16 protein-coding genes are annotated in these 17,992 nt (G+C 64.8%); 8 read left to right on the forward strand and 8 right to left on the reverse strand.

What is annotated here, in order from left to right; translation table 11 throughout:
- Positions 1-91: 91 nt before the first annotated feature.
- The 5 genes from AKL29_RS25370 to AKL29_RS25390 form a co-directional block, all read right to left on the reverse strand.
- Positions 92-367, reverse strand: coding sequence for a GNAT family N-acetyltransferase (locus AKL29_RS25370; RefSeq protein ID WP_050386047.1), 276 nt, complete (start codon positions 365-367; stop codon positions 92-94).
- 13 nt (positions 368-380) lie between these two features.
- The gene (locus tag AKL29_RS25375; protein WP_050386048.1) at positions 381-998 is read right to left on the reverse strand and encodes a flavin reductase family protein; all 618 of its coding nucleotides are present in this window, start codon (positions 996-998) and stop codon (positions 381-383) included.
- A gap of 288 nt (positions 999-1,286) precedes the next feature.
- Complete coding sequence (locus AKL29_RS25380) at positions 1,287-2,561, reverse strand: acyl-CoA dehydrogenase family protein (protein WP_018270539.1); 1,275 nt, start codon at positions 2,559-2,561, stop codon at positions 1,287-1,289.
- Positions 2,562-2,736: 175 nt separating this feature from the next.
- On the reverse strand, positions 2,737-3,114 hold the full coding sequence (locus tag AKL29_RS25385; RefSeq protein ID WP_028331771.1) for a VOC family protein: 378 nt from the start codon (positions 3,112-3,114) through the stop codon (positions 2,737-2,739).
- 414 nt (positions 3,115-3,528) lie between these two features.
- Positions 3,529-4,311 carry an SDR family NAD(P)-dependent oxidoreductase gene (locus tag AKL29_RS25390; RefSeq protein ID WP_038377103.1) on the reverse strand — a complete coding sequence of 261 codons (783 nt, stop codon included), beginning with the start codon at positions 4,309-4,311 and terminating at the stop codon, positions 3,529-3,531.
- A gap of 152 nt (positions 4,312-4,463) precedes the next feature.
- On the opposite strand from AKL29_RS25390, the gene AKL29_RS25395 reads away from it, so the two are divergent.
- The 3 genes from AKL29_RS25395 to AKL29_RS25405 are packed head-to-tail and all read left to right on the forward strand — an operon-like array spanning position 4,464 to position 6,614.
- Positions 4,464-5,255 carry an enoyl-CoA hydratase/isomerase gene (locus AKL29_RS25395; RefSeq protein WP_018270541.1) on the forward strand — a complete coding sequence of 264 codons (792 nt, stop codon included), beginning with the start codon at positions 4,464-4,466 and terminating at the stop codon, positions 5,253-5,255.
- Positions 5,252-6,238: a phosphotransferase family protein gene (locus AKL29_RS25400; protein ID WP_050386049.1), complete on the forward strand. Its 987-nt coding sequence runs from the start codon at positions 5,252-5,254 to the stop codon at positions 6,236-6,238. Before AKL29_RS25395 ends, AKL29_RS25400 begins: the two co-directional genes overlap by 4 nt.
- Position 6,239: 1 nt before the next feature.
- The gene (locus AKL29_RS25405; RefSeq protein WP_028331767.1) at positions 6,240-6,614 is read left to right on the forward strand and encodes a DUF6285 domain-containing protein; all 375 of its coding nucleotides are present in this window, start codon (positions 6,240-6,242) and stop codon (positions 6,612-6,614) included.
- A gap of 223 nt (positions 6,615-6,837) precedes the next feature.
- On the opposite strand, the gene AKL29_RS25410 is transcribed toward AKL29_RS25405, so the two are convergent.
- Positions 6,838-7,617, reverse strand: a complete 780-nt coding sequence (locus AKL29_RS25410; RefSeq protein ID WP_050386050.1) for an enoyl-CoA hydratase-related protein — start codon at positions 7,615-7,617, stop codon at positions 6,838-6,840.
- Positions 7,618-7,837: 220 nt separating this feature from the next.
- Between AKL29_RS25410 and AKL29_RS25415 the strand changes: the two genes are divergently transcribed.
- Together AKL29_RS25415 and AKL29_RS25420 are read left to right on the forward strand one after the other, a co-directional pair.
- Positions 7,838-9,112 (forward strand): acyl-CoA dehydrogenase family protein, encoded by a 1,275-nt coding sequence (locus AKL29_RS25415; RefSeq protein WP_050386051.1) that lies wholly within the window; start codon positions 7,838-7,840, stop codon positions 9,110-9,112.
- A 15-nt stretch (positions 9,113-9,127) separates the two neighbouring features.
- Positions 9,128-9,607, forward strand: a complete 480-nt coding sequence (locus AKL29_RS25420) for a GFA family protein (RefSeq protein WP_050386052.1) — start codon at positions 9,128-9,130, stop codon at positions 9,605-9,607.
- Between the two features lie 48 nt (positions 9,608-9,655).
- Here the strand turns inward: AKL29_RS25420 and AKL29_RS25425 are convergent, their stop codons facing one another.
- Positions 9,656-11,236, reverse strand: a complete 1,581-nt coding sequence (locus AKL29_RS25425; RefSeq protein ID WP_050386053.1) for a fatty acid--CoA ligase — start codon at positions 11,234-11,236, stop codon at positions 9,656-9,658.
- A gap of 252 nt (positions 11,237-11,488) precedes the next feature.
- The gene (locus tag AKL29_RS25430) at positions 11,489-12,364 is read right to left on the reverse strand and encodes an SDR family oxidoreductase (RefSeq protein WP_018270548.1); all 876 of its coding nucleotides are present in this window, start codon (positions 12,362-12,364) and stop codon (positions 11,489-11,491) included.
- Positions 12,365-12,464: 100 nt separating this feature from the next.
- Here AKL29_RS25430 and AKL29_RS25435 point away from each other — a divergent pair, with 100 nt between their 5' ends.
- The 3 genes from AKL29_RS25435 to ppc all read left to right on the forward strand — a co-directional run bounded on the left by AKL29_RS25435 (position 12,465) and on the right by ppc (position 17,922).
- A complete protein-coding gene (locus AKL29_RS25435) occupies positions 12,465-13,277 on the forward strand; it encodes a crotonase/enoyl-CoA hydratase family protein (protein WP_028338738.1) in 813 nt (270 codons plus the stop codon).
- A gap of 138 nt (positions 13,278-13,415) precedes the next feature.
- A complete protein-coding gene (locus AKL29_RS25440) occupies positions 13,416-14,960 on the forward strand; it encodes an acyl-CoA synthetase (protein ID WP_050386054.1) in 1,545 nt (514 codons plus the stop codon).
- Positions 14,961-15,114: 154 nt separating this feature from the next.
- On the forward strand, positions 15,115-17,922 hold the full coding sequence (ppc, locus tag AKL29_RS25445; protein ID WP_050386055.1) for a phosphoenolpyruvate carboxylase: 2,808 nt from the start codon (positions 15,115-15,117) through the stop codon (positions 17,920-17,922).
- The last annotated feature ends 70 nt before the right edge of the window (positions 17,923-17,992 follow it).

Genomic DNA, 17,992 nt, shown 5'->3' on the forward strand with positions numbered 1-17,992 from the left:
TCACGTCTTGCCCGCTGGGGCCGAAGACGTGGATGGCCGGGACAAGCCCGGCCATGACGAGAAGACACGCTTTGCTAACCTGCCCTACGCCTTAGCCCAGCAAATCGTCATACTCCGGATGCTTCTTCATGAAGCCCTGGATGAATTCGCATTTCACGACGAGCTTGATGCCCTGCGCACGCACGGCGTCGAGTGTCGCGCGTGCGAGCTTGGAGCCGATGCCGCGGCCGCCGAGCTCCGGCGGAACTTCGGTATGAACCAGCGTGATCGTGTCCGGCGTCTTGCGGTAGACCACGAAGGCGGTTGAGCCGTCGACGGCGAGCTCGAACCGGCTCTGCGCTTCGTTGTCGCGGAATGTTTCGCTCATTGTCTTGTCCTCGTCATTTCGTCTTTGCGCCCTCGGCCGCGGGAAACACCACGCGGTCGTCGGTGCGGCAGTAGCGGTCGGCGAACATGCGGCCGATCGGGTGGTAGCGCTCCATGTGGACGCGCATCGCCTCGCGGTCCCACAATTCGTCGCGGATGTGGAAATGGATGCCTTCGCCCATGATGAGCTGGCGGTCGCCATTGACGTCGATCAGCTTCCAGGTCTTGCATTCCATCGCGAACGGTGTGTCGGCGAGCCGCGGCACCGCAATCTTGGTCGATGGCGCGAGCTTGAGGCCGAGATAATCAGGCTCGCCGACCTCGGGCGGGAAGTCGCCCGAGGTCTCATGCATCGCGCGCGCCAGCGGCTCGTCGGTCAGGTTGACCACGAATTCGCCGAGACGCTGGATGTTGACCAGGGTGTCCTTCTCGCGGCCGTCGGGCCTGCGGTTGACCGCGAACATGCAGAGCGGCGGATCCTCGCAGAACACGTTGAAGAACGAGAACGGTGCGGCATTGACCACGCCGTCCGCGCTCGTGCTCGTCACCCAGGCGATGGGCCGCGGCAGCACGAAGGAGGTCAGCACCTTGTAGCGTTCGCGCTGGGTGAGGTCGCTTGGGGCGAATTCCATGGGATGTCCGAAAACGGAGGGCGGGTTAGGGGAGCGTAACCCGCCGCGACCGGACAGCAAAGTAAAAGGCGGGACACGCTCGCGCGAACCCGCCTTGCAGACTTGCTTGTTTATTCCTTGGAGCGCTCTTCCCTTACCTCGCCGCGCCTGCGGGGAGAGGTCGGATCGCATCGTTAGATGCGATTCGGGTGAAGGGTTCTCCGCGAGTTCAGCATTCACCGCCCCGTGCAGGGGAGCCCCTCATCCCGACCTTCTCCCCGCAAGAGCGGGGAGAAGGAGAAGAAGCGACTACGGCATGCTCAGCTCGTGGCGGCCGACCACCATCCAGTGCACCTCGTCCGGACCGTCGGCGAAGCGGAGATGGCGGACGTCCTGGTACATTTCGCCGAGCGGCGACCACTGCGAGATGCCGGTGGCGCCATGCATCTGGATCGCCTGGTCGATCACCTTGCAGGCGCGCTCGGGCACCATGGCCTTGACCATCGAGACCCAGACGCGAGCTTCCTTGTTGCCGAGCACGTCCATCGCCTTGGCCGCCTTCAGCACCATCAGCCGCATCGCCTCGATCTCGCAACGCGCCTGGGCGATGATCTGCATGTTGCCGCCGAGATGGGCGATCTTCTTGCCGAACGCTTCGCGGGTGAGGCCACGCTGCACCATCATGTCGAGCGCCTTCTCGGCCTTGCCGATGGTGCGCATGCAGTGATGGATGCGGCCCGGTCCGAGGCGGACCTGCGAGATCTCGAAGCCGCGGCCTTCGCCGAGCAGCATGTTCTCCTTCGGCACCTTGCAATTGTTGAAGCGCAGATGCATGTGGCCGCGCGGCGCATGGTCATGGCCGAACACGTGCATGGGCCCGAGGATCTCGACGCCGGGGGTGTCGATCGGTACCAGGATCTGCGATTGCTGCTTGCTCGGCGCTGCGTCGGGATTGGTCTTCACCATCACGATCATGATCTTGCAACGCGGATCGCCGGCGCCGGAAATGTAATACTTCTCGCCGTTGATCACCCACTCGTCGCCGACGAGCTTCGCGGTGGTCGAGATGTTCTTGGCGTCGGAGGAGGCGACGTTCGGCTCGGTCATCGCATAGGCCGAGCGGATCTCGCCGTTGAGCAGCGGCTTCAGCCACTTCTCCTTCTGCGCCTTGGTGCCGACGCGCTCCAGCACCTCCATGTTGCCGGTGTCGGGGGCCGAGCAGTTCATCGTCTCGGAGGCCAGCGGGCTCTTGCCGAGCTCGGCGGCGATATAGGCGTAGTCGAGGTTGTTGAGGCCTTCGCCGGTTTCGGCGTCGGGCAGGAAGAAGTTCCAGAGGCCGACTTCCTTGGCCTTGTCCTTGGCCTTCTGCAGGATCGCGAGCTGCTCGTCCGTGAAGCTCCAGCGGTTGGTCTTCTTCTCGCCGGCGCGATAGAACTCGACCGACATCGGGTCGACCGTGTCGCGGATGAACTGCTTCACATGGTCATAGAGCGGGCGGACCTTGTCCGACATGCGCAGGTCATTGAGCTCGTCGCCCGGATTGAGCGTGTAGTTCGTGGTGCGCGGCACATAGGCATGCTTCATTTTCTTTTCTCCCTCGCGAAGGCGCGTTTCGCGGCGGACAATAGACGCGTGCGACGCGAAGCGCGAGTACCGATTTTCCGATCACCTCTACCGCATCGTGGAATTTCGCGACGGCGTTTCAAACGTTGTTTGAACGCCGCCGCGTACAGCGTGAAAAGATTCCGGCGGGCGCCGGTCAGCTCATCCGGTGCATCGCGCAGATCTTGTTGCCGTCGAGGTCGCGCAGATAGGCGAGATAGAGCTTCACGCCAGACCCTTCCCGTACGCCCGGCGGGTCCTCGCAAGGCTTGCCGCCATTGGCGATGCCGGCGGCGTGCCAGGCATGGACCTGCTCCGGCGAAGAGCAGGCAAAGCCGATCGTGCCGCCGTTGGCGTGCGTCGCCGGTTCGCCGTTGATCGGCTTGGACACCATGAAAATGCCGGCCTTGGTGAGGTACATGATGCGGTGACCGTCAACCCGGGCCGGCCGGACATCGAGCGTGCCGAGCAGCGCATCATAGAACGCCTTGGCCTTGTCCAGATCGTTGGTGCCAACCATCACGTGTGAAAACATCTGAAATATCCTCCCTGCCTGTTTAAAAGCCGCCTCATTGCGTCCCTTGCGGCTCAAACGCTAGCAGCAGTTCTGCCGGGACGGAAGCGACGCGGCGTCGCGCGGTTACACTCTCCACTCGTCGTTCCGGGCTCGCGCCAAGATGCGCGCCCCCAGGTGCGCTTTCCTGCGCCCTGTGTGAGAGGAGGGCAAGTAAACGCAAGACTCGGACTCAGCGGCGCCGCGAGGATACGGATGTATGATTCAGAACTGGCGCAAAAAACTCGATGTCGTCCCGGCGAAGGCCGGGACCCATAACCACCGATGTCATTTGTGGTGCGATGCCGGTACGACGAATCCCGTTCACAACACCCGCCGCGGCGTATGGGTCCCGGCCTTCGCCGGGACGACACCGTTGATGCGGGAAGGGCTGGGCTAGAACGCCGTGTACCCGCCGTCGATCACAAAGCAATCCGCCGTATGATAGGACGACGCCTTGCTCATGATGTAGACGGCGATGCCGCCGAAATCGCTCGGCTCGCCGAAGCGGCGCAGGGGGATGCGCGGCATCACATTGGCGACGAACTTGTCGTTGGCCATGATGCCGGCGGTCATGTCGCTCTTGATCCAGCCGGGCAGGATCGCGTTCGCGGTGACGCCGTGGCGCGCGAGCTCGACGCCGAGCGCGCGGCACAGCGCGTTCAGCGCCGCTTTGGTGCCGGCATAGTGCTCGTTGCGCGCGGTGCCGAACAGCGAGGCGAGGCTCGAGGTCGCGACCAGCCGGCCGAACTTGTCACCGGCCTCGGCGCGGTCGGTCATGTGGCGTGCCGCAGCCTGGAATACGTGAAACACGCCGTCGAGATTGGTCGCGAACATCTTGCGCCATTCCTCCTCGGTGCGGTCGATGAAGGCTCTACGTCCGCCGCCGCCGATGCCGGCGTTGGCGAAGCAGCCATCGACGCGGCCGAAGGTGTCCAGCGTTGCCTTCATCGCGGTCTTGACCGAGCCGGAATCGCTGACGTCGCAGAATTGCGTCGCGACCTTGCCGGGGCCGGCCTTCATCGAGGCCGCGGCGTTGGCGTTTTTTTCCGCGTTGCGGCCCCAGATCGAGACGTTGCAACCAGCGGCGTTCAGCGCCTGCGCGATGCCGAGGCCGATGCCGCCATTGCCGCCGGTGATGACAGCGACGCGGCCGGTGAGATCGAAGATGCCACTCATTGGGGTTTCCATTTGGTTTGGTGCGCGCTAATCACGCGTTCACGGATGGGCTTGCCGCCGACCATGGACAAGCCCGGCACAAAAATCAAATATGGGTCGAAGGATCGACCTACCGCGGTACCAAACCGGCGAAACAACGTGAAGAGGAAACCATGCAGTTCAAACACGTCACGCTCGACTTCGATGGATCGGTCGCGATCCTCAGGCTCGACCACCAGGAAGTCATGAACGCGGTCTCGATCGACATGCTGGGCGGGCTTGCCGAGGCGCTCGATGCGATCGACGACAAGCGCGACGAGGTGCGCTGCCTGGTGATCACGGGCGCAGGTCGCGCCTTCTGCACCGGTGCCAATTTGCAGGGCCGCAACCAGCAGAAGCCCGGCAAGAGCAATGCCGGCGCGGCGCTAGAGACCGCGTTCCATCCGTTCCTGCGCCGATTGCGTAAGCTGCACTGTCCGATCGTGACGGCGGTGAACGGGCCGGCCGCCGGCGCCGGCATGAGCTTCGCCCTGATGGGCGACCTCATCCTGTGCGCGCGCTCGTCCTATTTCCTGCAGGCGTTCCGCCGCATCGGCCTGGTGCCGGATTGCGGCTCAACCTGGCTGTTGCCGCGGCTGATCGGCAAGGCGCGCTCGGTCGAGCTGTCACTGCTCGGCGAGCGGCTGCCGGCCGAGAAGGCGCTGGAGTGGGGTCTCGTCAACCGCGTCTATGACGACGCCGCGCTGATGGAAGAAACCATGAAGCTCGCGCACGATCTCGCCAACGGCCCGACGGTGGCGTTGTCGCTGATCCGAAAGCTCTATTGGGACAGCCCGGAAAATACCCTCGAGGATCAGCTCAATCTGGAATTCGAGTCGCAGCGCCTTGCCGGTAGCGCCGAGGATTTCAAGGAAGGTGTCACCGCATTCCTCGAGAAGCGGCCGGCGAAGTTCAAGGGCAAATGATCGAGACCGAACTCACCCGCTGCGTCGCCTCGTTTCATCCGGGCGCAACCGGCGTCACCGGTGCCGCAAAGCTCTCCGGCGGCGCCAGCCAGGAGACCTGGACGTTCGATATCGTGCACCCGAACGGCACTATCGGCGCGATCCTGCGCCGCGCGCCGCCGGGCTACGGTGCCGCGCCGGGCCGCGCCGCCGGCCTCGATGCCGAGGCGACGCTGATGCAGCTCGCGCATGACGCGGGCCTGCCATCGCCGAAGGTGATGCATGTCTTGAGGCCGGAGGACGGCCTTGGCCGCGGCTTCATCATGGCGCGGGTCGAGGGCGAGACCATCGCGCGGAAAATTTTGCGCGACGAGGAATTTGCCGGTGCACGGCCGATCCTCGCCCGCCAGCTCGGCCGCGTCATCGCCGGCATCCATGGCCTGCCGCAGGCCAAACTGCCGAAGCTGCGCAGCCTGACCGCAACCCGGGAGATCGAGGATCTCGCCCGCGAGTATCACAGCTTCAACTGGCCGCGCCCGGTGTTCGAACTGGCGCTGCGCTGGCTGCGCGATCACGATCCCGGTCCGTCGTCCGAGACGACGCTGGTGCATGGCGATTTCCGCCACGGCAATCTGATCATCGGCCCCGACGGGGTGCGCGCGGTGCTCGACTGGGAGCTCGCGCATACCGGCGACCCGATGGAGGACCTGGGGTGGGTCTGCGTCAACTCGTGGCGCTTCGGCGAGATCGATAAGCCGGTCGGCGGTTTCGGCACACGCGAAGATTTGTTCGCAGGCTATGAGGAAGCGGGCCGCAAGGCCGACCCCGAGCGCGTGATGTTCTGGGAAGTGATGGGCACGCTGCGCTGGGGCGTGATGTGCTGCGGCATGATGCAGCGCTTCCGAAGCGGCCCGGATCACTCGATGGAGCGCGCGATGATCGGGCGGCGCGCGTCGGAAACCGAGATCGATCTGCTTAGGCTACTCGCACCGAGAGGTCGTTGAGATGCAGGACGAACCGACACCCACCGAACTGATCAAGGCCGTCGCCGATTTCCTGCGCAGCGAGATCGCGCCCGCGATCAAGGGGCACAACGGCTTCAAGCTGCGCGTCGGCATCAACGCGCTCGACCTGGTGACGCGGCAGCTCGCGCTCGCCGAGGCCGGTGATGCGACCGAAGCTGCGCGGCTGAGGCAATTGTTGGGCACCGACGGGACGCTGATGGAGCTGAACCGCGTGCTGTCGGAGAAGATCGCGGGTGGCGAGGTCGATCTGAAAACGCCCGGGCTTTCGGAGCATCTCTGGCAGACCACGCTGGACAAGCTCGCCGTCGACCAGCCGAACTACGCGTCCTACAAGCGGGAGCTGGCGACCAAGTAGGATTGGTAGAGCGAAGCGAAACCCATCACGACACGCGAATGACGCTGATGGGTATCGCGGCGCTCAACAGGCCGCGATACATCCGACGTCGTCCCGGCGCAGGCCGGGACCCATTACCACAAATATCGGGTGTTGCGCACGGCCGGAACGACGATCCCGTTCACAACACTGGCCGCCGAGTATGGGTCCCGGCCTTCGCCGGGACGACGCGTGGACAGAGCGATTACCGCCCGAGCCACTTCGGCGGCCGCTTCTCCGAAAACGCCTTCGGGCCCTCGATGTAGTCCTGCGAGGCAGCCATTGCCTTCACCGCCGGATAGTCGCGCTGCTCGGCCAGTGCCTGCTCCAGCGAGACTTCGAGGCCCTTCTGGATCGCCTGCTTGGAGGCGCGGATCGACATCGGCGAGTTCTTGGTGATGGTCTCGGCCCAGCGCTCGGCGGCTGCCAGCGCCTCGCCCTGCGGCACCACCTCGTTGACGAAGCCGAGTTCGAGGCCTTCCTTGGCGCTGACATGGCGCGCGGTCAGGATCATGCCCATGGCGCGCTTTAGCCCGATCTGGCGCGGCAGCCGGTGCAGGCCGCCGGCCAGCGCCGCGAGGCCGACGCGCGGCTCGGGCAGGGCGAAGGTCGCATTCTCGGAAGCGATGATCAGGTCGCAGGCCAATGCGATCTCGAACCCGCCGCCCATCGCGACGCCGTTGACGGCGGCGATGATCGGCTTGTCGCAGTCGAAGCGGGTGGTGAGGCCGGCGAAGCCGGCCTTGTCCCAGCCGCGCTTGCCGCCGGCGGCCTGCCATTTCAGGTCGTTGCCGGCGCAGAACGCCTTGTCGCCGGCGCCGGTGACGATCGCGACCCACTGCTCGGGATCGGCGGAGAAGTCGTCGAACACCTTGTTGAGCTCGAAATGCGCGTCGATATGCAGCGCGTTGTAAACCTCGGGCCGCGACAGCGTCACGATGGTGATGGGACCCTTGCGCGTCACCTTGGAGAATTTCAGATCCATGTATGCTCCCGTCGATTTTCTGCGGCGAAGAATATTGCTGATATCCTAGCGCCTGCGCGTCGTTCCGTGCCATCCAATTACGCAAGGCGACCGCGCGTGCAAGCCTCGCTCGCCTGCTTGACTTGGCGACAGGCTTCTCACCTTAATCGACCCGAACGCGGATACGCGACAGCGTCTAGACGCAAAATCAGAATCAACAATATTTCCGGGAGAGACCGCCTTGGATTTCAATCTGCCGGCTGACCTGACAGCCTATCTCGCCGAGCTCGATCGCTTCATCGAACGCGAGATCAAGCCGCTGGAAGAGGCTGACGACAACATCCGCTTCTTCGACCATCGCCGTGAATGGGCACGCACCGATTTCGACAAGGGCGGCCTGCCGCGCCATGAATGGGAGCTGCTGCTGCGCAAGGCCAAGAACCTGGCCGACGCCGCCGGCCATCTGCGCTTCGCGATCCCGAAGCGCTATGGCGGCAAGGACGGCTCCAACCTGTGGATGGCCGTGATCCGCGAACATTTTGCATCAAAGGGTCTCGGTTTGCACAACGACCTGCAGAACGAGCACTCGATCGTCGGCAATCTGCCGATCGTGACCATGCTCGACCGCTACGGAACCGACGAGCAGAAGGCGATGATCGACGGCTCGATCACCGGCAAGTACCGCATCACGTTCGGTCTGACCGAGCCCGAGCACGGCTCGGACGCCACCCATATGGAAACCAAAGCGGTTCAGGCCACGCGTGACAACGTCAAGGGCTGGATCATCAACGGCGAAAAGATGTGGACGACAGGCATGCATGTCGCCACCCATTGCGCGCTGTTTGCCCGCACCTCGGGCAATGACGGCGACGCGCGCGGCATCACCTGCTTCCTGGTGCCGGCGAAATCGGCAGGCGTGAAGGTCGAGGAGTATATGTGGACCTTCAACATGCCGACCGACCATCCGCGGGTCAGCTTCACCGATGTGTTCGTGCCTGAGGATGCGCAGTTCGGCGAGGTCGGCCGCGGGCTGTCGCTGGCGCAATGCTTCGTGCACGAGAACCGCATCCGCCAGGCGGCGAGCTCGCTCGGCGCTGCGGTCTACTGCATCAACGAGAGCGTGAAATATGCCCGCGAGCGCAAGCCGTTCGGCAAAGCGCTGGCCGAGAACCAGGCGATCCAGTGGCCGCTGGTCGAGCTTGCGACCCAGGCCGAGATGCTGCGGCTGTTGATCCGCAAGACCGCCTGGGAGATGGATCAACTGACCCAGGCACAGGTCGAGCACACGCTGTCCGACCGGGTCTCGATGTGCAATTTCTGGGCAAACCGTCTGTGTTGCGAAGCCGCCGACCGCGCGATGCAGGTGCATGGCGGCATGGGCTATTCGCGCCACAAGCCGTTCGAGCACATCTACCGCCATCACCGTCGCTATCGCATCACGGAAGGCAGCGAGGAAATCCAGAAGCGCAAGGTAGCGGGCTTCCTGTTCGGCTACATGGGAGCCGGCAAGCACTAACGCAGAGGAGGCGGCATGAGCATCGAAGGTGGATGCACCTGCAGAAACGTCCGCTACCGCCTGACCGGCAGGCCGCTGATCGTGCACGCCTGCCACTGCACCTGGTGCCAGCGCGAGACCGGCACGGTGCACGCGCTCAACGCGATGTACGAGGCCGAGCGGGTCGAGCACATCGCGGCCGAGCCCGAGATCGTCGACACGCCGTCGGCGAGCGGAAAGGGGCAGAAGATCGCGCGCTGCCCCATCTGCAAGGTCGCGGTGTGGAGCAATTATCCGGGCGCGGGACCGGCGGTGCGCTTTGTCCGCGTCGGCACACTGGACGATCCGGGCCAGTGCCCGCCGGATGCGCACATCTTCACCTCCTCGAAGCAGCCCTGGGTGACGTTCCCGCCGGGCGCAAAAGTATTCGCCGAGTATTACGATCGGAAAGAGGTCTGGCCGAAAGAGGCGCAGGAGCGGTGGCGCACGATGCGGGAGAAGATGAAGAAGACGTGATGACTCTCTCCATTGTCGTCGCGGCGAAGGCCGGGACGACAGAGGAGGCTAATTCACCTGCCGGTCCTTGCCCGCCCAGTACGGTTCGCGCAGGCTCCGCCGCAGGATCTTGCCCGACGGGTTGCGCGGCAGCGTCGGGATGAAGTCGACCGATTTCGGCGTCTTGTAGCCGGCGATCCGCTCGCGCGTGAAGTTGATGATGTCGGCCGCGGTCGCGGCTTTTCCCGGCTTCATCACCACCACGGCCTTCACCGCCTCGCCCCATTTGTCGTCGGGAATGCCGATCACAGCGGCCTCCGCCACGTCGGGGTGGTCGCACAGCGCACTCTCGACCTCGGCTGGATAGATGTTTTCGCCGCCGGAGATGATCATGTCCTTGATGCGGTCGTGGATGTAGAGGTAGCCGTCCTTGTCCATGTAGCCGGCATCGCCGGTGCGCAGCCAGCCGTCGCTATCGATGGTGCGCGCGGTGGCCTCGGGCAGATTCCAGTAGCCGGCCATGTTGGAGCCGGAGCGGGTGGCGATCTCGCCGACTTCGCCCGGCGGCAGCGGCTTGCCGTCAGGATCGAGGATCGCAAGCTCGATGCCGGGCAACGCCTTGCCGGCCGAGCGCACGCGGTCGAGCCCTTCGATATGGTCCTCCGGCGGCAGCGCGACGATGGTGCCGGTGGTCTCGGTCATGCCGTACATCTGCACGAAGCCGCATTTGAAGACCTCGATGCATTCCTTCAGCAGCGCCGCCGGAATCGGGGAGGCGCCATAGAGCATGTATTTCAGGCGGGAGAAGTCGACCTGCCGCGCGCGCGGCTGCCGCACCACGAACTGCATCGCGGCCGGCACCATGAACAGCTTTGTGATGCCGGACTGCTCGAAGAAGTCGAGCACCTTGGTCGGGTCGAACTCGCGCGCGATCACGCCGCGGGCGCCGTGATAGAGCCCCATCACGCCCCAGCCGGAGCCCCCGATATGGAAGATCGGCATCGCGACCAGCGAGACGTCGTCGGTGGTCCAGCGGTTCCACTCCGGCTTCTCGGCCTCGTTGCCGCTCTGCACCAGATTGAGGAAATTGGCGTGCGACAGCATCGCGCCCTTCGGCTTGCCCGTCGTGCCCGAGGTGTAGAGCTGGATCGCGATGTCCTTCGGCTCGATCGCAACGCGCGGGTCGTCGCGGCCCTGCGCATCGCGCCACGCGACGAAGTCGGGCCATTCCGGCGCGCCGCCCTCGGTCGTGATGATGGCCCGGACGCTCGGCAGCTTGTCGCGGATGTTGCGCGCCTGCGTGATGAATTCGGGGCCGACGAACAGGACGGGGGCCTTGCAGTCCTCGACGATGAAGGCGACCTCGGGGCCCGCGAGGCGCCAGTTCACCGGCGCCATCACCACACCGGCCTTCATCGCGCCCATCAACAGCTCGAAATAGAAGTCGCTGTTCTTACCGAGATAGGCGATGCGCTCGCCCTTCTTGACGCCCATCGCGATCAGCGCGTTGGCGACGCGGTTGGTCTTGATGTCGAACCCGGCGAAGCTGGTTTGCCGTCCCTCGAATTCATAGGCCAGCGCAGCGCCGCGGCTCTTGGCGCGCTCGCGCACCATGTCGGCAAGGTTGGTCAGTTTCGGCGCGTCGGACATGTTTCCCCCGTGACGTCTTGTTTTGGTTGCGCCGAGTGTGGCGGCATCGCGCGGGAAAAACAATACGGAGGGTTGTGCACGATCCATCCACACCGTCGTCCCGGGCAAGCGAAGCGCGACCCGGGACCCATAACCACGGGATCGAGTTGTCGAGCGCGCTGTGGCCCCAGCGTGCTCGGTAGCTTTGAGCGGTGGTTATGGGTCCCTGCTTTCGCAGGGACGACAGTGGCGTTTGTTGCGCGAGCCGTTGCTTCAGCCCCGCGCCGCGCGATCCTTCTCGTTCTGCGCCTTGATCGACTCGCGCGCCTTGGTCCAGTCGTCGTCGCTCCAGTCGCGGAGCTGGTAGAAATTGCCACCCATCGCGAGGGCCTGCGCGCCGTCCATGGCGATGGTCTCGCCGTTGATCCAGTCGCAGCCGCCGGAGATCAGGAACACCGCGAGGTTCTGCAACTCCTCCATGGTGCCGACGCGGCCCATCGGGTTCATCGCCTTGGTCCGTGCACCGGCCTCGTCGCCTGGCTTGATGCGCTTGCTCATGCCTTCCGTCGGAATCTCGCCGGGCGCGATGGTGTTGAGGCGGATGCCGTGACGGCCCCATTCGATCGCAAGCGACATGGTCATGGCGTGGATCGCCGACTTGCTCATCGCCGATGGCACCACGTAGGGCGAGCCGTTGCGCACCCAGGTCACGGTGATTGACACCACGTTGCCGCGATGGCCGCCGGCGATCCAGCGCCGGCCCACTGCGTGCGTCACGTAGAAGGTGCCGTGCATCACGATGTTGGCGACCGCATCGAAGCCGCGCGGCGACAATTCTTCCGAGCGCGAGATGAAATTGCCGGCGGCGTTGTTGATGAGATCGGTGAGCGGGCCGCTGGTGGTCCAGATCGCCTCGATCATCTCGTCGACGGCCATGGCGTTGCGGATATCGACGCCGTGGCTGACCACGCGCCCGCCATGCTCGGCCATCAGCTCGGTGGCGGTTTCATCGCAGACGCTCTTGCGGCGGCCGCAGATATGCACCTCCGCTCCGAGCTGCAGGAACCGTGAGGCCATGGACTTGCCGAGACCGGTGCCACCACCGGTTACCAGTATGCGCCGCCCGGCAAGAAGCTGATCAGAGAACATCGTTTCCTCCACGGGGGTTGTCAGTTAATTGGTCGATTGACTAAAAGCGGACAACGGCCTTTCTGTAAAGCGCCAACAAGGAACAGCGGAGGAGATTTCAATGGAAGATCGCGTTTCGATATCGATTTCGGACGGTATCGCCGATGTCCGCCTGGTGCGGGCGGACAAGATGAACGCGCTCGACGCTGCGATGTTCGAGGCATTGGTGGCCGCAACCGACCGACTTTCCAGGGAAAAAGCCGTTCGGGTGGTGGTGCTGTCCGGCGAGGGCCGGGCATTCTGCGCCGGGCTCGACATGGGCCGGTTCGCCGCCATGAAGGACGGCGGTAACGGAGTGCCGGGCGGCGAGAAGCGCGATCTCACCATCCGCACCCACGGCAAGGCCAATTTCCCGCAGCAGGCGGTCTGGGGCTGGCGCCAGCTTCCGGTGCCCGTGATCGCAGCGGTTCACGGTGTCGCGTTCGGCGGCGGCTTCCAGCTCGCGCTCGGCGCCGACATGCGCTTCCTCTCGCAGGATGCGCGAATGTCGATCATGGAGATCAAGTGGGGCCTGGTGCCCGACATGGCGGGCACGCCGATCCTCGCGAGCCTCGTGCGCGACGACATCCTGCGCGAGCTCACCTATACCGGCCGTATCTTCTCGGCGCAGGAGGCCCAAAGTTACGGTCTTGCCACCCGCGTCTGCGACGACCCGCGCGCCGCGGCGCTCGAGGTCGCGCGCGAGATCGCCGGCAAGAGCCCGGATGCGATCCGTGCCGCCAAGCGCATGCTGAACAATCTGTCCGTCGACCCGGCGGCCGCACTGCTCGCGGAATCGGTCGAGCAGCAGAAATTGCTCGGCAGCCCGAACCAGACCGAATCTGTGCGCGCCAATCTGGAGAAGCGCGCGCCAAGGTTTGCGGATGCGGGGTAACGACCGCAGTCATTCCGGCGCGATGCGCAGCATCGAACTATGGTGCGCAATTGCGGACCGGAGAATCTCGAGATTCCGGGTTCGCGCTCTGCGCGCCCCGGAATGACATTTAACCCGACGAAAGATCGGACAACGACAATGGAAACGTCCCAGCCCTTCCTCGGCATCGTCAGCGGCGGTCGCCGGCGCGATCACGCTGCGGTCGCCGAGCGCGCCGACCGTATTGCCAGCGGCCTCAACAAGCTCGGCGTCAAGCCGGGCGACAGCGTCTGCATGCTGATGCGCAACGACATCGCCTTCATCGAGGCTGCCTATGCCGCGATGCGGCTCGGCGCCTATGGCGTGCCGATCAACTGGCACTTCAAGCCGGAGGAGATCAACTACGTGCTGACGGATTCCGGCACGCGCGTCCTGATCGGTCATGCCGACATGCTGCATCCGCTGCGCGGCGCGATCCCGCCCGGCGTCATCGTGCTCAGCGTGCCGACGCCGCCGGAAATCCTCGCCAACTACAAGATCAATCCCGACCATCTGGCGACACCGGATTTCGCGATCGATTTCGAAGCCTGGCTCGCGCAATTCCCGCGCTATGACGGCCCGGTGGTGCCGCAGCCGCAGAACATGATCTACACCTCGGGCACGACGGGCCATCCGAAGGGCGTGCGCCGCTTCGCGCCGACGCCGGAGCAAACCGCCAATGCGGAAGCAATGCGCGCGATGATCTACGGCCTGAAGCCCGGTGCACGCGCGATCCTGCCGGGACCGCTCTACCATTCCGCGCCGAATTCCTTCGGCTTGCGCTCGGGCAAGCTCGGCGGCGCGCTGGTGCTGATGCCGCGCTTCGATGCGGAGGAGTTTCTGCAGCTGATCGCGCGCGAGCGGATCGACACCATCTTCATGGTGCCGACGATGTTCATCCGCCTGATGAAGCTGCCCGAGGAGGTGCGCCGGAAGTACGACATGTCGTCGCTGCGCCACATCATCCATGCCGCCGCGCCGTGTCCGCCCGACGTCAAGCGCGCCATGATCGAATGGTGGGGGCCGGTGATCTATGAATTCTACGGCTCGACCGAGTCAGGCGCGGTCACCTTCGCCAATTCCGAGGACGCGCTGAAGAAGCCCGGCACGGTCGGAAAGATCTCGCCCGGCGCCGAGCTGCGCTTCATCGGCGACGACGGCAAGGAGGTGCCGCAGGGCCAGATCGGCGAGATCTATTCGCGGATCAAGGGCAATCCCGATTTCACCTATCACAACAAGTCGGAGAAGCGCGCCGAGATCGACCGGCAGGGATTCATCACCTCGGGCGATGTCGGCTATATCGATGCCGACGGCTACGTCTTCATCTGCGATCGCAAGCGCGACATGGTGATCTCGGGTGGCGTCAACATCTATCCGGCCGAAATCGAGGCGGTGCTGCATGCCGTCCCCGGCGTGCACGACTGCGCGGTGTTCGGCATTCCCGATGCCGAGTTCGGCGAGGCGCTGATGGCGGTGGTCGAACCGCAGCCAGGCGTAACGCTCGACATCGCCTCGGTCCGCGCCCAGCTCAAGACCGCGCTCGCCGATTACAAGGTGCCCAAGCACATCGAGATCCAGACCAACCTGCCGCGCGAGGATTCCGGAAAGATCTTCAAGCGCCGGCTGCGCGATCCCTATTGGGAGCGGGCGGGGCGGAGAATCTAGGCCGCAAAACTCGACGTCGTCCCGGCCTGCGCCGGGGCGACGTTGGTGGATGTGTGCACCGCCACCAAGTTCATCTTGCGCTGCGGCAAAAAAAGCGCACACTCGGGAGGAGCCGGGCAGCCTCTGGAGTAGCCAAGCCATGTCTCCCCAGGTAATGCCTCCCCAGACCATGCCGTCCGAGGCGGAAATCCGCGCAAAGCGTGCCGCAGAGGCCAGCCTTCTGGAAGCGACCGCGCAGGAGGAGGATGCGCGGCTCCGGAACGATATCCGCCTCCTGGGGCGCGTCCTCGGCGACACCGTGCGCGACCAGGAAGGGGCAGATGTGTTCGACCTGGTCGAGCGCATCCGCCAGACCTCGGTTCGCTTCCATCGCGACGAGGACAAGCTGGCGCGGCGGGAGCTGGAGGGCATCCTCGACGGCATGTCGATTGCCGAGACGCTGCAGATCGTCCGCGCCTTCAGCTATTTCTCCCACCTCGCCAACATCGCCGAGGACCAGAACAACATCCGCCAGATGCGCAGCCGCGGGCCGAGCGGGGCACCGCGGCCGAGCACGCTGGAACAGACGCTGGTGCATGCCCGTCAGGCCGGCATCAGCCCGGCCGATCTGCGCAGCTTCTTCAAGAGTGCACTGGTCAGCCCGGTATTGACCGCGCATCCGACCGAGGTCCGCCGCAAGAGCACGATGGACCGCGAGATGGAGATCGCCGATCTGCTCGACCGCCGCGAGCGGTTGCAGATGACGCCGGACGAGAGCGAGGCCAGCGACGAGCAGCTTCGCCGCGCCGTGGTGACGCTGTGGCAGACCAATCTGCTGCGCCGGACCAAATTGACCGTCCTCGACGAGGTCGCCAACGGCCTGTCGTTCTACGACTACACCTTCCTGCAGGAGGTGCCGCGGCTGCATTGCGCGCTGGAGGACCGCCTGAACAAGGAGGGCGGCGAGGCCGGCGAACTCGCATCCTTCCTCAGGATGGGAAGCTGGATCGGCGGCGATCGCGACGGCAATCCCTTCGTCACCGCGGAGGTGATGCGCGGCACGCTGCGCCTGCAGTCGAGCCAGGCGCTCAACTTCTACCTCGAGGAGCTGCATGCGCTTGGCGCCGAATTGTCGCTGGCGGCGCATCTCGCCGACGTCTCGGACGAGTTGCGGAGCCTCGCCGAGCGTTCGCCCGACACCTCGCCGCATCGCAGCGGCGAGCCGTATCGTCTGGCCGTTTCGGGCATCTATGCGAGGCTTGCGGCGACAGCCTCTCGGCTCGAGGTCGAGACCACGCGGCCGCCGGTCGGCAAGGCCGAGCCGTATGCGACCGTGAAGGAGTTCCAGGCCGATCTCGACGTGCTCAACCGCTCGCTGATCGCGAACAATTCCAGCGTGATCGCGCGCGGCCGGCTGCGGCTGTTGCGGCGGGCGGTGGATTGCTTCGGCTTCCATCTGGCGCGGCTCGACATCCGCCAGAACTCGGCGGTGCACGAGCGCACCATCGCCGAACTGTTCGACACCGCCAATCCGGGGATGTCCTATCTGGCGCTCGGCGAGGACGCCCGCGTCAGCCTGCTGCTCGGCGAGCTGCGCAATGCACGGCCGCTGGCCTCGCCCTTCGTGAAATATTCCGAGGAGACCCAGAGCGAGCTCGCCGTGTTCCGAGCCGCGGCCGAGGCGCACGCCAGGTTCGGGCCGGAGGTGATCTCCCAATGCATCATCTCGATGTGCCAGGGCATGTCCGACATGCTCGAGGTCGCGGTGCTGCTGAAAGAGGTCGGGCTCGTCAATCCGTCCGGCCGCAGCGCCGTCAACATCGTGCCGCTGTTCGAAACCATCGAGGATCTGCAGGCCTCCAGCGGCATCATGGATCGCATGCTGGTGCTGCACGACTATCGCAAGCTGGTCGACAGTCTCGGCGGCGTGCAGGAGGTGATGCTCGGCTATTCCGACAGCAACAAGGATGGCGGCTTCGTCACCTCGGGTTGGGAACTCTACAAGGCAGAGATCGGCCTCGTCGAGGTGTTCGAGCGCCACGGCGTGCGGCTGCGCCTGTTCCATGGCCGCGGCGGTTCGGTCGGCCGCGGCGGCGGCCCGAGCTATGACGCGATCATCGCGCAGCCCGGCGGCGCCGTGAACGGCCAGATCCGCATCACGGAGCAGGGCGAGATCATCTCGTCGAAATATTCCAATGCCGAGGTCGGCCGCAGCAATCTGGAGATCCTCGCGGCTGCAACGCTGGAAACCAGCCTGCTGCAGCCGCGGCAGAGCGCGCCGCGCCCCGAATATCTCAAGGCGATGGAGGAGATTTCCGCGCTCGCCTTCAAGGCCTATCGCGGCCTCGTCTATGAGACCGAAGGCTTCGCCGATTATTTCTGGGGCTCGACCGTCATCAACGAGATCGCGACGCTGAACATCGGCAGCCGCCCGGCCTCGCGCAAGAAGACCCGCGAGATCGAGGACCTGCGCGCCATTCCGTGGGTGTTCTCCTGGGCGCAATGCCGGCTGATGCTGCCGGGATGGTATGGTTTCGGCAGCGCGGTCGAGAGCTGGATATCAGAGCATCCGGAGCAGGGCATGGCGTTCCTGCAGGAACTCTATCGGGAATGGCCGTTCTTCCGCACGCTGCTCTCCAACATGGATATGGTGCTGGCGAAGAGCTCGATCGCGATCGCCTCGCGCTATGCTGAACTGGTGCCTGACGTCGCGTTGCGCGAGAAGATTTTCGGCCAGATCCGCCGCGAATGGCACCTGTCGATCGAGACGCTGCTCGACATCATGGGGCATGACCGGCTGCTGCAGGGCAACCCGCTGCTGGAGCGCGGCATCCGCAACCGCTTCCCTTACATGGATCCGCTCAATCACGTGCAGGTCGAGCTGTTGAAGGAGTATCGCGCGCAGAATCCGGACGAGCAGGTGCTGCGCGGGATTCAGATTACGATCAACGGGATTTCGGCGGGGCTGAGGAATAGCGGCTAGCTACGCTGTCGTCCCGGCGAAGGCCGGGACCCATAACCACGACCGAGAGTGTCGTGAACGATGTGGGCCC

The sequence above is a fragment of the Bradyrhizobium pachyrhizi genome (genome assembly GCF_001189245.1).
GTDB lineage: Bacteria > Pseudomonadota > Alphaproteobacteria > Rhizobiales > Xanthobacteraceae > Bradyrhizobium > Bradyrhizobium pachyrhizi.

Excerpts from the sequence above, each read along its gene's own strand:
- ppc (WP_050386055.1), top strand. The coding sequence starts at position 15,115 with ATGCCTCCCCAGACCATGCCGTCCGAGGCGGAAATCCGCGCAAAGCGT.
- AKL29_RS25410 (WP_050386050.1), bottom strand. The coding sequence starts at position 7,617 with ATGGATCTGAAATTCTCCAAGGTGACGCGCAAGGGTCCCATCACCATC.
- AKL29_RS25425 (WP_050386053.1), bottom strand. The coding sequence starts at position 11,236 with ATGTCCGACGCGCCGAAACTGACCAACCTTGCCGACATGGTGCGCGAG.
- AKL29_RS25380 (WP_018270539.1), bottom strand. The coding sequence starts at position 2,561 with ATGAAGCATGCCTATGTGCCGCGCACCACGAACTACACGCTCAATCCG.
- AKL29_RS25405 (WP_028331767.1), top strand. The coding sequence starts at position 6,240 with ATGCAGGACGAACCGACACCCACCGAACTGATCAAGGCCGTCGCCGAT.
- AKL29_RS25390 (WP_038377103.1), bottom strand. The coding sequence starts at position 4,311 with ATGAGTGGCATCTTCGATCTCACCGGCCGCGTCGCTGTCATCACCGGC.
- AKL29_RS25375 (WP_050386048.1), bottom strand. The coding sequence starts at position 998 with ATGGAATTCGCCCCAAGCGACCTCACCCAGCGCGAACGCTACAAGGTG.
- AKL29_RS25420 (WP_050386052.1), top strand. The coding sequence starts at position 9,128 with ATGAGCATCGAAGGTGGATGCACCTGCAGAAACGTCCGCTACCGCCTG.
- AKL29_RS25435 (WP_028338738.1), top strand. The coding sequence starts at position 12,465 with ATGGAAGATCGCGTTTCGATATCGATTTCGGACGGTATCGCCGATGTC.
- AKL29_RS25440 (WP_050386054.1), top strand. The coding sequence starts at position 13,416 with ATGGAAACGTCCCAGCCCTTCCTCGGCATCGTCAGCGGCGGTCGCCGG.
- AKL29_RS25395 (WP_018270541.1), top strand. The coding sequence starts at position 4,464 with ATGCAGTTCAAACACGTCACGCTCGACTTCGATGGATCGGTCGCGATC.
- AKL29_RS25385 (WP_028331771.1), bottom strand. The coding sequence starts at position 3,114 with ATGTTTTCACACGTGATGGTTGGCACCAACGATCTGGACAAGGCCAAG.
- AKL29_RS25370 (WP_050386047.1), bottom strand. The coding sequence starts at position 367 with ATGAGCGAAACATTCCGCGACAACGAAGCGCAGAGCCGGTTCGAGCTC.
- AKL29_RS25430 (WP_018270548.1), bottom strand. The coding sequence starts at position 12,364 with ATGTTCTCTGATCAGCTTCTTGCCGGGCGGCGCATACTGGTAACCGGT.
- AKL29_RS25400 (WP_050386049.1), top strand. The coding sequence starts at position 5,252 with ATGATCGAGACCGAACTCACCCGCTGCGTCGCCTCGTTTCATCCGGGC.